The following is a 12286-nucleotide window of genomic DNA, read 5'->3' on the forward strand; positions in this document are numbered from 1 at the left end:
ACCATTAGATTTTATGCCACCGGCGGCCGTATTTGATTCAGAAAAGGGGCAGGGCGTGACACCCGATCAGATCGAGGCGCTGTTTACGCGCGACAGTGGTGAGTTTCTGTTTGCCCGTTGGGGGCGCCCCATCGTGCCGATTGTCTTTGGTGTTGAGGATGAAACACTGGCAACCGTCAAAGGCGCGATCGAGGCCGTGGTGGCATTGGCCGGGCACAAGATGGCCGAAACGGATCCGGAACTAGGCGCCAATTGCATGGTGTTCTTTTTCCGCGACTGGCAAGAGCTGCTGGAGGTTCCCGATCTGGATCGGTTGATCCCCGATTTGGCACCCCTGGTGGATCGTCTGGTGGCTGCGGATGCCAACCAGTACCGGATTTTCCGCTTTGAAGAAGACGGAGCGATCCGCGCGGCTTTTGTTTTTCTGAGAATGGACAAGGAACTGTCCAAGGTTCCGGCGGAAACACTCGCGCTTAGCCAGGTGGTGCAGACCATCTTGCTGTGGTCGGACACCGCATTTCGGACCCAATCCCCATTGGCTGTTGCCGGGGAAACAACCGTTCTGCGACCCGAAATCGCCGAGGTGATCCGCGCGGCCTATGACCCGATCCTGCCCGGGGCTGCGCAGGATGCGTCACACGCGCTGAGGCTGTTTGCGCGGCTACAAGCGCCGCAATAAAGCCTAGGCAGGTGGTTTGCTCTGGTGCTGAAACGCCTTAATTAGATCGCTGCCGGTGTCAAAGTATGCGTCAGGCCCGACCAGATCGGTGACACCGTAGCGGTCCAGTTCTTTGCGGACATCCGGTTCGACCAGCAGAAAAACCAGTCGAATGTTCTTGGACTGCAGCAAGCCGTGGATATTTCGCAATGAGTAACCTGCGGTGAAATCCACATCATCAATGGCAGAAGCTTCGATGCAGAACCACCGCAACTTGGGGTCGGCCCTATTGACGATTGAAGCGACCTCGTCCGACAGCCGTTGCGTGTTGGCGTAATAGAGGCTGTGGGAAAAGCGATAGATCACCAGGCCGGGTTTGAACTGGTTTGACGTGGTAACGGGACTTATATGCCAGCCGCCATCAGGGCTTTGAGCGATGATCGCGTTCTTGGGGTGGTATCCCCGGCGCGTGTGGTCGATCAGCGACAGAACCATGGCAAAGATGATCCCTTGCTCGACCCCGATCAGAACCACAACACCTGCTGTGGCCACCGCGATCCAGAATTCTGACCGTGCCTGCCGATAAATGGCAGCAAGGCCCTTCAAATCGATTAGCTTTACACCGATCAGGAAGACTACCGCGGACAGCGCGGCATTTGGCAGGAACGCAAGCGGCCCGGTCAGAAACAGGATTACCACCAGAACAATCGCCACCGTCGTTAGTTGTGCGATTTGATTGCGGCCTCCAGCGCTGGCCACCATCTCGGTTTTGGTGGGGCTGCCGTTGACGACGAAAGTGCCAGTAAAGGCCGCGCCGATATTGGCCAAACCCAACCCGACAAGATCGGTGTTTTCGCTGAACTTGTCCTCGTACCGGGCCGCATAAGCGCGCGAGGTTGCGGCGCTCTGGGCAAGGATCACCACAAAGATCGACAGGGCGGTAGGGGTCAGTTGCTTGAACAGAGACCAGTTCCAATCCACATCCGGGATTGAAAGGGCGGGCAGGCCACCGGGAACCGCGCCCAGCACGGTGACGCCCGCCGCGCTGAACTGGAAAGTCCAACTGCAAAGGATGATGCCCAAAATTGCGATCAGCGGGCCGGGTATTTTGGGCGATAAACTTTTGCACCCAATGACGACGACCAGAACGGACAAGGATACCGCGATCGTTGGCCAGCTTGTCTGGTCATAGTGCTGTATCAAGCCCTGAAGTTTGGCCAGCGTTCCGTGGCCCGACGCCTCGATCCCCAGCATTCCGGGCACCTCTCCCGTGGCCACCTGAATGCCTACGCCAGTCAGAAAGCCAACCAGTACTGTCCGAGATAAGAAATCGGCTAGAAAGCCAAGGCCGATCAGGCGCGCGGCAATCAACAGCACTGCTGCCATCAGCGCCAGCAGAGAGGCCAGCGCCAGATATTCCGAAGATCCTGACACCGCCATACCCGCCAGAGCAGACGCAGTTATGGCCGCCGTGGCGGAATCCGCCCCCACGACAAGATGCCGCGATGATCCGAACAGGGCGAACAGCGCCATCGGTATCAGGATCGTGTACAGTCCCGTCACCACAGGGGTGCCTGCGATTTTGGTGTAGCCCATCACCTCGGGGATCGCGAGACAGGCAAAGGTCAGTCCGGCAAGAACCTCAGTCGGCAGGGACGACCGCTTGATCGGCACGATACCCTGCAGGATGGGCAGTGGGAATTTGCCCTCTTCTCGGTGGGGGGTGGCCATGGGATCCCCTTTAAATTCAAACCTCTATTTGGTCAGCCTAACCAGCTAGGGGATAAACTTCGATACCAAGTGTTGGGTGACCAGATTTTTTGTAACCTTATAGGGATTGCGCGTTGGCCTGTATCTGTGTGAGGCATGTCCTGCCCCGTTCCAAAGATTTCAACAGGATGGAATGCCAGTATGACCGACCCGCAAAAGCACATCTATTCGGTTCGGGTCTATTATGAAGACACCGACATGGGCGGCGTGGTCTATCACGCGAATTACCTGAAATACATCGAGCGCGCCCGGTCGGACTATGTGCGCCGGTTGGGCAATGACCAAAATGCGATGCGCGATGATGGGATAGTTTGGGTCATCCGGCGGATTGAGGCGGATTACCTGGCCCCGGCCAAGTTCGACGATGAGTTGACCATCGAAACTCATTTCATTTCACGCTCGGGCGTTCGGCTTACGATGGGGCAGTTGGTAAAAAGAGGCGAAACCGAGATTTTTCGTGCCACTGTCACCGCCGTTTGCATGAATGCACAGGGCAAACCGGTGCGGCTTCCGGCAGAGATTCGCGCATTGCTGTAACAAATTGCGGCGTTGGGGTGGTTCTGTTGGCTTTTCAGGACCATCTGGGTTAGCGTTTGACAAAACAAGGCCAAACGAACGGCCAACAGGCAAAACAAAGAGCAGGTTCATGGAAGCTGAAACGCTGGCGCTGGCGCAGGAGATCGATTTCTCCATGTGGGGGCTGTATGCCCGCGCGACCTTTATCGTCAAACTGGTGATGCTGATGCTGATCGGCGCATCTATCTGGTCCTGGGGCATCATCATTCAAAAGCTGATCAACTACCGCGCGGCACGACGTGAGGCCCAGGTGTTTGATGAAAGCTTCTGGTCAGGGAACCCCCTTGATGAGCTGTTCGAACAGATTGGAACGCAGCCTGATGGCAGTTCGGAAAAGATTTTTGCCGCCGGTATGATCGAATGGCGGCGGTCTCATCGCACTGATGGCGGGCTGATCGCCGGGGCCACGGCGCGGATCGACCGATCCATGGACGTTGCCATCGCGAAAGAGGCTGAGACGCTGCAAAAGGGCCTTCCTATTCTGGCGACCGTCGGCTCGACCGCGCCGTTTATTGGTCTGTTTGGAACCGTTTGGGGCATCATGAACGCCTTTATCGAGATTGCCGAGCAACAGAACACAAACCTCGCCGTTGTGGCGCCGGGTATTGCCGAGGCGTTGCTGGCCACGGGTCTGGGCCTGCTGGCGGCGATCCCGGCGGTCATTTTCTACAACAAGCTCAGTGCGGATAGTGACCGGATCGTTGGCGGGTACGAAGCCTTTGCTGACGAGTTCGCCACCATCCTGTCGCGACAGTTGGACAGCTAACGATGGGCGCGGCAGTTCAGCAAAACGGTGGTGGGAACGGGCGCAGACGCGGGCGGCGTCGCGGCCGGGCGCAGCCAATGGCCGAAATCAACGTGACGCCGTTTGTGGATGTCATGCTGGTGTTGCTGATTATTTTCATGGTTGCGGCCCCGCTTTTGACCGTTGGGGTGCCTGTAGACTTGCCGAAAACGGCGGCCAGTGCCTTGCCCGGCGATAACGAAGAACCACTGACTGTAACACTGACCGCGGATGGACGCGTGCAGATCCAGACGACGGACGTGGTGCGCGAAGAGTTGATTGGCAAACTGCGCGCCATTGCGGCAGAACGCAGCAGTGATCGCGTGTTCCTGCGGGCCGACGGGGCGATTCCTTACGCGCAGGTGATGCAGGTAATGGGTGCGTTAAATGCGGGTGGGTTTTCCAATGTGGGTCTTGTGACCGATAGCGGCGGGCCGGCCCTGGACGAAGGTGGAGAGTGAGGCCGCGCGGTGGATACCGGCACCAAGATCTCGGCTATTGCCCATGTCGTCTTGATTGGATGGGCTTTTTTCGGCGGTACGTTCCGGTCCGACCCCCTGCCTATGGCTGTGCAGGAGGTGTCGGTGGTCTCGGTTGATCAGTTCGATGCTTTAACCGCACAGCGCACCGCGCCTGAGGTGTCGACACCCGTTGCCCTGCAACCGCCCGAAGTGCCCACCGAAGATGTGACACCGCCCGCACCGGTTGAAGAAGAACAAACCCCACCCGAGGTTGTGACCCCAGCTGAACCCGAGCCCGATCCCGTACCCGAACCGGTCGAGGCTCCGCCAGAACCCGAAGTGGTCGACGAAGCGCCGACACTGGATCAGCCCGAGCCAGTGACCGAAGTGCTGCCCGTGGCTCCGGGCCCCGAGGCGCAGCCGCGCCCCGCTGACAAGGTTGCACCGGAACCCATTGCGCCACCACCGCCCGAGGCGGAACCGGACGAAGTGGAAACGCCCGCTGTGTCGCTGGATGAGGGTGCGGATACCCAGCAGGAACAGCAGGATCAAACCGCTCCGGAAGAGGCCACGGATCAGATCGTGACCGAAGCCGAGGAAACCAAAGAGAACGCTCCGCGTACGTCCCCGCGACCGCAGGTGCGGCCAAACCGACCCGCGCCACCGGCAGATCCGGTAGTGGCTGAACCTGAGGAGCAGGAGTCGACGCCACCAACACAAGTTGACGAAAGCGCCGTTGAAGATGCTTTGGCCGAGGCTTTGCAAGAGAGTAGTGAGCCTGCTGGTCCTCCACTGACAAGCGGTGAGAAAGATGCAATGCGTCTGGCCGTGTCGCAGTGTTGGAACGTTGGGTCATTGTCCACGGATGCCTTGCAAACGGTTGTAGTCGTTGGATTTTCATTGACCCGTGAAGGGAAGGTGGAAGGCGGGAGCCTGCGTATGATCGATAGCTCGGGCGGAACAACGGCGTCTGCTAAACAAGCTTACGAAGCCGCCAGACGGGCAATATTGCGCTGTGGTGCCAAAGGTTACGACCTGCCTGCTGACAAATATGCTCAGTGGCAAGATATTGAGATTACATTCAATCCCGAGAGGATGCGGATCAAATGATGAGATTTCTGACCAGCCTATTGCTTGGCCTGACGATTATGACAGCGCCGGTATACGCACAGAGCGGACCGCTGCGTCTGGAACTGGATCAGGGGATCATTGAACCCTTGCCTTTTGCGGTTCCGAATTTTGTGCCTGACGGGCCAGCCGCGGCGCAATATGCCAACGACATCTCTCGGGTCGTTGCCGCCGACCTGACCGGTACGGGGCTGTTCCGCGAAATCTCATCGGACGCATTCATCAGTCGAGTCAGTAGTTTTGATGCGCCGGTCCAGTTTGCCGACTGGAAAGCCATCAATGCCGATGCGCTGGTGACGGGTGCTGTGAACGTCTCCGGCAACCGGCTGACTGTGCGATTCCGGGTGTGGGATGTGTTTTCGGGTCAGGAACTGGGCAACGGTCTGCAATTTGCAGGCACTACCGAAGGGTGGCGACGCATGGCGCATAAAGTAGCCGATCAGGTTTACAGCCGCATCACGGGAGAGGGCGGATATTTCGACAGCCGCGTGGCTTTTGTTTCGGAAAGCGGGCCCAAGGATCAGCGCCTGAAACGTCTGGCGATCATGGATTATGACGGAGCCAACGTGCAGTACCTGACTGACAGTGCCGCCATCGTCCTTGCCCCGCGCTTTTCGCCGTCGGGCGATCGGTTGCTCTATACCAGTTATGAAACCGGTCAGCCACGCATCTATGTTCTGGACGTCGACCGAGTGAAAAGAACCGAATTGCAGACGCAAGAAGGCACGATGAGCTTTTCTCCACGCTTTTCGCCCGATGGCCGCTCGATTGTTTATTCGCTGATTCAGGGCGGCAATACCGACCTGTGGAAGATGGACTTGGCCTCGGGCCAAAGCGTTCGTCTGACCAATACGACGGCCATTGAAACCGCGCCTAGCTATTCCCCGGACGGTTCGCAGATCGTGTTTGAAAGCGACCGCTCGGGCACACCGCAGCTGTATATCATGCCCGCCAATGGGGGTGAGGCAACACGGATCAGCTTTGGTCAAGGCCGCTACGGCACCCCGGTCTGGTCGCCGCGTGGCGATTTGATTGCGTTTACCAAGCAAAACAAGGGCCGTTTTCACATCGGTGTCATGCGTACGGATGGCAGTGAAGAACGACTGCTGACCTCATCCTTCCTTGATGAGGGGCCGACCTGGTCCCCCAATGGCCGCGTCATCATGTTTACCCGCGAAACGCAGGGGGCCAGCGGGCGGGCGACGCTGTATTCCGTGGATATTTCGGGGCGGAACTTGCATCCGGTGCGCACTCCGGATGGCGGCAGCGATCCGTCTTGGGGGCCATTGCAGAATTGATCGGGGCAGGCGGTTGGAAAAGTTCACAAAAATCCTGCACTGTGATACAGAGACGGCAATAAACCGATAAAACAACGAGGCACTTGAAATGAACGTATTGGGCAAAGTTCTGGCTATAGGCGCGCTGAGTGTAATCGCCGCCTGCACCAACAACGATCCATCGGCACTGGGTGGCGGTTTTGGAAATGGCGCAAATGGTGCCATTGCGCCGGGCTCGCCCAGCGATCCGCGCTCGCCCGCCTATTTCCAGCAAACTGTTGGCGACCGGGTATTGTTTGCAGTGGATCAGTCCACACTGACGCCGCAGGCGCAAACGGTCTTGCAGGGGCAGGCAGATTGGCTTTTGGCCAACCCGGATTTCGTGGCTACTATCGAGGGTCATGCAGACGAACAAGGCACACGCGAGTATAACCTTGGTCTGGGCGCGAAACGGGCGAATGCGGCCCGCGACTATTTGATCTCGCGCGGGGTGGCAGGGAATCGCCTGACAACAGTCAGCTACGGCAAGGAACGCCCGATTGAGATTTGCAGCACCGAGGAATGCTATTCCAAGAACCGCCGCGCGGTTACGGTGCTGACCGGTTCAACCTTGGGGTAAAACGATGAGACTTGCAAGATGGGTTCTGGCCGCAGTTATTGCGACCGCCGGTGTGGCACAAGCACAGGATCAGCAGACACTGGCGGATATCCGTCAGGAATTGACAGTGCTGCACGTGGAGATTCAACGCCTAAAGCGTGAGTTTTCGACGACCGGATCTCCGGCGCCGAACCTGTCTGGCAGTTCCATTCTGGAACGGGTCGACGCGATCGAGGCCGAGTTGCAACGCCTCACGAGCCAGACCGAGCAGCTAAATCAGCGGGTTCAGAACGTCGTGACCGATGGCACCAACCGGATCGGCGACCTGGAGTTCCGTCTGGTCGAACTGGAAGGCGGAGATCTGAGTACGCTTGGCGAAACCTCGACCCTGGGTGGTGATTCAGGAGCTACGGTCGGTTCTGCGGCACCCATTTCACCAACGCCCTCTTCGGTAAGTGAGCAGGGGGAACTGGCGATCGGTGAACAATCAGACTTCGAAGCTGCTGCGCTGGCCCTGTCCGAAGGGGATTTTCAGGCCGCAGCCGACCAGTTCGCGCAGTTCGATTCGTCGTATCCCGGCAGCCCGCTTGCGCCCGAAGCACATTTGAAGCGCGGGCAGGCGCTGGACGGATTGGGCCACACGCGTGAGGCCGCACGGGCGTTCCTGGCCAGTTTTACCGGCGATTCCGAAGGTGCGTTTGCCCCCGAGGCTCTGTTTGAACTGGGTGCCGCGTTGGGTCGTCTGGGTCAAACCGAACAGGCCTGTATCACCCTGACAGAGGTTGGCGTGCGGTTCCCGGCCTCGGCCACAGTATCCGCTGCCACTCAGGAAATGGCGTCGCTGGGCTGTTCTTGACGGGCGAGGCCGAAACACTTCGATCTGAACTCCGCAAGCGGCTTCCTGACCGACTGCCGCCACGTTTGGGTGTCGCCGTATCTGGTGGCGGAGATTCGGTGGCGCTGCTGCATCTGCTGCATGAAATCGCGCGGTCCGAGCAGGTCGATCTGTTTGCGGCCACCGTGGATCATGGATTGCGCCTCGAATCGGCATCTGAGGCTATTTGCGTGGCCGAACAGGCCGCTGGATTGAATATCCCGCACGAAACGCTGCGGTGGCAGGGGTGGGATGGCACAGGCAATCTGCAGGATCAGGCCCGTCAGGCGCGGTATCGATTGTTGACCGACTGGGCGAACCGGAATGACATATCGGCGATTGCTTTGGGACATACAGCCGATGATCAGGCCGAGACTGTTCTGATGCGGTTGGGCCGGGCGGCCGGTGTGACAGGATTGTCAGGGATGCCTTGGGTGCGGGACCAAAACGGCGTGTCGCTGCTGCGCCCGATGTTGGGAATCACTCGGCAAATCCTGCGCGGCTACCTGTCGCGGATCGGCGCAAGTTGGATCGAGGACCCGTCGAATCAGGACTTCAAATTCGACCGGATCAAAGCGCGTGAAGCCCTGACAGGGCTGGAACCGCTGGGGATTTCTGCACAATCGCTGTCGCGCGTGGCTGAAAATCTTGCACAAGCGCGTGAAGCACTGGCGCATTATACGCAGGAATCCGCACGACGAGTTACTGATGTGGATAGCGGGGACATTTGCGTGGACCGCAACGGCTTTGAACTGCTTCCGGCGGAGATTCAACGGCGGCTGGTCATTGGAATAACCATGTGGATCGCAGGACCGGGCTATCCGCCGCGCGGGGCTGCGGTGGATCAGGCTGTGGCAGCCGTTCGGGATGCAAAGACCCTGACTCTGGCGGGCTGTTTGTTGATCCCACACGGCGATAAAATGTGGTTTTGCAGAGAGCTAAACGCCGTGGTGACAGAAATCACCGCCCCGGAAAAGCTTTGGGATGACCGCTGGGTTCTGTCCGGCCCTCGGGCCGTGGGCGCCGAGGTGCGTGCGCTGGGTGAGACTGGTTTGCCGCAGGTGCCGGAATGGCGCGCATTGGGCAAACCACGTATGGCGCTTTTGGCCTCGCCTGCCGTGTGGAGCGGTGAAAAGCTGCTTGCTGCACCCCTAGTTGATTATTCCAACGGTTGGACAGCCGAAATGGCCCCACAAAGGCCCGAGTTTTACTCTTCGCTTTTATCGCATTGAACATGCTTGAATCATCTCTATTTTATAGGGCAAACCGGCAGACCCGCACCTGCCGAAATCTTTTGGGAGATATTCCTTGGGCAACGCTCGTAACATCGCCTTCTGGGTCGTTCTGTTTCTGCTGATCCTTGCACTGTTCAATTTCTTCAGTGGCCAGGGCGGAACGCTTCAGAGCAATGAAAGAACCTATTCCGATTTTGTCAGCGCAGTTGAAAGCGGCGAAGTCAAAAATGTGACGCTGGACGGTGAACAGATTCGCTATTCCACGCAAAGCGGCGCGACCTATGTCACCATCAAACCCGCCGATGCCGAAGTCACCAAGCTGCTGATCGATGAAAACATTCCCGTTCAGGCCGTGAAACAGCAGCAATCCGGGTTTCAGTCCTTCCTGATCACGCTGCTGCCTTTCCTGCTGCTGATCGGTGTCTGGATTTACTTCATGAACCGGATGCAGGGCGGTGGCAAAGGCGGCGCGATGGGCTTTGGCAAGTCCAAGGCGAAGATGCTGACCGAAAAGCATGGCCGCGTCACCTTTGACGATGTCGCGGGCATTGATGAGGCCAAGGAAGAGCTGGAAGAGATCGTGGAATTCCTGCGTAACCCGCAGAAATTCAGCCGTCTGGGTGGTAAGATTCCGAAGGGCGCGCTGCTGGTTGGCCCTCCGGGTACCGGTAAAACGCTGCTGGCCCGTGCCATTGCGGGTGAGGCAGGTGTGCCGTTCTTCACCATCTCAGGGTCCGACTTTGTCGAGATGTTCGTTGGTGTCGGTGCATCCCGTGTCCGCGACATGTTCGAACAGGCCAAGAAGAACGCGCCCTGTATCGTCTTCATCGACGAGATCGACGCCGTGGGTCGCCATCGTGGTGCCGGCTATGGCGGTGGTAATGACGAACGCGAACAGACCCTCAACCAGTTGCTGGTCGAGATGGACGGGTTCGAGGCAAACGAGGGCGTGATCATTCTGGCGGCAACCAACCGTAAGGATGTTCTGGACCCTGCGCTGCTGCGTCCGGGCCGGTTTGATCGCAACGTGACCGTCGGCAACCCCGACATCAAAGGCCGCGAAAAGATTTTGGGCGTTCACGCACGCAAGACACCTCTGGGCCCCGATGTCGATCTGCGCATCATCGCGCGTGGTACACCGGGCTTCTCGGGTGCGGATTTGGCGAACCTCGTGAACGAGGCCGCGCTGATGGCCGCGCGCGTGGGCCGTCGCTTTGTCACCATGGAAGATTTTGAGAATGCCAAGGACAAGGTGATGATGGGGGCCGAGCGTCGCTCGATGGTGCTGACCCAGGATCAGAAGGAAAAGACCGCCTATCACGAGGCCGGTCACGCCGTTGTCGGCCTGACTCTGCCGCTGTGTGATCCGGTCTATAAGGCGACGATCATCCCGCGCGGTGGTGCGCTGGGCATGGTTGTTTCGCTGCCGGAAATGGATCGACTGAACTATCACCGTGACGAATGTGAGCAAAAGCTGGCCATGACCATGGCGGGTAAGGCCGCTGAGGTGATCAAGTACGGCGAAGACCACGTTTCGAACGGTCCTGCCGGTGACATCATGCAGGCCAGCCAACTGGCGCGCGCCATGGTGATGCGCTGGGGAATGTCGGACAAGGTCGGCAATATCGACTATGCCGAGGCGCATGATGGATACTCTGGCAATACCGCCGGGTTCTCGGTTTCGGCCCATACCAAAGAGCTGATCGAGGAAGAGGTGAAGCGTCTGATCCAGCAGGGTTACGAGCGCGCCCACCAGATTCTGACCGAACAGAACGAGGAATGGGAGCGTCTGGCACAGGGTCTTCTGGAATATGAGACGCTGACCGGGGACGAGATCAAGCGCGTCATGAACGGTGAATCGCCCAGCGAGGGTGATGATGATGGTGACAATCCCGACGAGGGCAGCGCGCCCAGCGTGACGGCGATTCCCAAGACAAAGGTCAAGAAGTCTCCGCCCGATGGCGGGATGGAGCCGGAACCTTCAGCTTAAGTACATCAGGCCCGGGCATCGTCCCGGGTCTTTTTTGCTTCACTTCACAGTCGGGATACGTACGGTGCGAAGAGCCGTTGTCAGGAATTTGGAGCGAGGCCCCACATGCCGGTGATGCGAAAAACCGAGTATTCGGCGCAGGTTGTCTGGTTGGGGCATGTCCCGTCAGGTGGCTCGCTGCGCGCCCGTCCGGTCGATCGGTTGGATCTTGATTTTGCCGGGGAAACAGGCGCCCGTCACGCAGGGGTCAATCGCGCCTCATGTATGCGTATGAAGAACCTGTACCCCGAAGATACTGAAATTCGAAATGTGCGTCAGTTGACGATTCTGTCGTCCGAAGAACTGGACGAGATCGCAAGTGAAATGGGGCTGGAAACGCTCGACCCCACCTATTTGGGGGCGTCGATCGTGCTAAAGGGAATACCGGATTTTACCCATATTCCGCCCTCATCGCGGCTGCAGGCCCCCGATGGGCTTACGATGACCGTTGATATGGAGAACCGCCCTTGCATTTATCCAGGGAAAGAAATCGAATCTGACATTCCAGGCTATGGCAAGACGTTCAAACCCGCTGCCAGGGGCCGTCGTGGCGTCACGGCCTGGATCGAACGTCCGGGAACGTTGAAGCTGAACGACTCCGTCTCGCTTTTTGTGCCGGATCAGCGCGCGTGGGAACCCTTATAAGCCTCGGAATGTTGCGCTAACAGCGCCAGAACTGGGTCAACGCCGTTTCACGCCATGATTATGTCGGAATTCATATCCATTGCGATTGTACACGACGGTATGGATTGATCAGCACCGACGTATTGCGTCGGCACGCACGGCATTCAATCAGGGACCCTGCCCAATGAGCTACAAATCCGACATCGAAATTGCCCGTGAGGCGAACAAGAAGCCGATTCAGGAAATCGGTGCGAAAATTGGCATCTCCAGTG

The 12286-nt window shown here is 58.3% G+C and carries 13 protein-coding genes; 11 read left to right on the forward strand and 2 right to left on the reverse strand.

Annotated elements, in window-relative coordinates:
- The first annotated feature begins 55 nt into the window (after positions 1-55).
- Positions 56-679 (forward strand): hypothetical protein, encoded by a 624-nt coding sequence (locus ACR0B8_RS10220; RefSeq protein ID WP_226688964.1) that lies wholly within the window; start codon positions 56-58, stop codon positions 677-679.
- Positions 680-682: 3 nt separating this feature from the next.
- On the opposite strand, the gene ACR0B8_RS10225 is transcribed toward ACR0B8_RS10220, so the two are convergent.
- Positions 683-2389: a SulP family inorganic anion transporter gene (locus ACR0B8_RS10225; RefSeq protein ID WP_170362405.1), complete on the reverse strand. Its 1707-nt coding sequence runs from the start codon at positions 2387-2389 to the stop codon at positions 683-685.
- 180 nt (positions 2390-2569) lie between these two features.
- Between ACR0B8_RS10225 and ybgC the strand changes: the two genes are divergently transcribed.
- The 10 genes from ybgC (at position 2570) to ACR0B8_RS10275 (ending at position 12035) form a co-directional block, all read left to right on the forward strand.
- Entirely contained in the window at positions 2570-2965 is a 396-nt protein-coding gene (ybgC, locus tag ACR0B8_RS10230) for a tol-pal system-associated acyl-CoA thioesterase (RefSeq protein WP_170351710.1), read from the forward strand.
- A 109-nt stretch (positions 2966-3074) separates the two neighbouring features.
- A complete protein-coding gene (gene tolQ / locus ACR0B8_RS10235; RefSeq protein WP_170351709.1) occupies positions 3075-3770 on the forward strand; it encodes a protein TolQ in 696 nt (231 codons plus the stop codon).
- Positions 3771-3772: 2 nt separating this feature from the next.
- A complete protein-coding gene (gene tolR / locus ACR0B8_RS10240; protein ID WP_170351708.1) occupies positions 3773-4249 on the forward strand; it encodes a protein TolR in 477 nt (158 codons plus the stop codon).
- A 9-nt stretch (positions 4250-4258) separates the two neighbouring features.
- A complete protein-coding gene (locus ACR0B8_RS10245; RefSeq protein WP_170362404.1) occupies positions 4259-5359 on the forward strand; it encodes an energy transducer TonB in 1101 nt (366 codons plus the stop codon).
- Positions 5356-6675, forward strand: a complete 1320-nt coding sequence (gene tolB / locus ACR0B8_RS10250) for a Tol-Pal system beta propeller repeat protein TolB (RefSeq protein WP_170351706.1) — start codon at positions 5356-5358, stop codon at positions 6673-6675. The genes ACR0B8_RS10245 and tolB overlap by 4 nt, the downstream gene beginning before the upstream one ends.
- Before the next feature lie 88 nt (positions 6676-6763).
- The gene (gene pal, locus ACR0B8_RS10255) at positions 6764-7273 is read left to right on the forward strand and encodes a peptidoglycan-associated lipoprotein Pal (protein WP_170351705.1); all 510 of its coding nucleotides are present in this window, start codon (positions 6764-6766) and stop codon (positions 7271-7273) included.
- Between the two features lie 4 nt (positions 7274-7277).
- The gene (gene ybgF / locus ACR0B8_RS10260; RefSeq protein ID WP_226688965.1) at positions 7278-8108 is read left to right on the forward strand and encodes a tol-pal system protein YbgF; all 831 of its coding nucleotides are present in this window, start codon (positions 7278-7280) and stop codon (positions 8106-8108) included.
- A 65-nt stretch (positions 8109-8173) separates the two neighbouring features.
- The gene (gene tilS / locus ACR0B8_RS10265) at positions 8174-9358 is read left to right on the forward strand and encodes a tRNA lysidine(34) synthetase TilS (RefSeq protein ID WP_319003495.1); all 1185 of its coding nucleotides are present in this window, start codon (positions 8174-8176) and stop codon (positions 9356-9358) included.
- Positions 9359-9434: 76 nt separating this feature from the next.
- Positions 9435-11351: an ATP-dependent zinc metalloprotease FtsH gene (ftsH, locus tag ACR0B8_RS10270; protein WP_170362401.1), complete on the forward strand. Its 1917-nt coding sequence runs from the start codon at positions 9435-9437 to the stop codon at positions 11349-11351.
- 105 nt (positions 11352-11456) lie between these two features.
- Complete coding sequence (locus ACR0B8_RS10275; protein WP_170362400.1) at positions 11457-12035, forward strand: MOSC domain-containing protein; 579 nt, start codon at positions 11457-11459, stop codon at positions 12033-12035.
- A 70-nt stretch (positions 12036-12105) separates the two neighbouring features.
- Here the strand turns inward: ACR0B8_RS10275 and ACR0B8_RS10280 are convergent.
- Positions 12106-12286 (reverse strand): hypothetical protein (locus ACR0B8_RS10280; protein WP_480658449.1); only part of this gene is annotated, 181 nt, incomplete at its 5' end.

This window comes from Ruegeria sp. BH6 (assembly GCF_056538105.1).

Coding starts and splice junctions, on each gene's coding strand:
- ACR0B8_RS10225 (WP_170362405.1), bottom strand. CDS start 2,389: ATGGCCACCCCCCACCGAGAAGAGGGCAAATTCCCACTGCCCATCCTG.
- ybgC (WP_170351710.1), top strand. CDS start 2,570: ATGACCGACCCGCAAAAGCACATCTATTCGGTTCGGGTCTATTATGAA.
- tolQ (WP_170351709.1), top strand. CDS start 3,075: ATGGAAGCTGAAACGCTGGCGCTGGCGCAGGAGATCGATTTCTCCATG.
- tolR (WP_170351708.1), top strand. CDS start 3,773: ATGGGCGCGGCAGTTCAGCAAAACGGTGGTGGGAACGGGCGCAGACGC.
- tolB (WP_170351706.1), top strand. CDS start 5,356: ATGATGAGATTTCTGACCAGCCTATTGCTTGGCCTGACGATTATGACA.
- pal (WP_170351705.1), top strand. CDS start 6,764: ATGAACGTATTGGGCAAAGTTCTGGCTATAGGCGCGCTGAGTGTAATC.
- ybgF (WP_226688965.1), top strand. CDS start 7,278: ATGAGACTTGCAAGATGGGTTCTGGCCGCAGTTATTGCGACCGCCGGT.
- ACR0B8_RS10275 (WP_170362400.1), top strand. CDS start 11,457: ATGCCGGTGATGCGAAAAACCGAGTATTCGGCGCAGGTTGTCTGGTTG.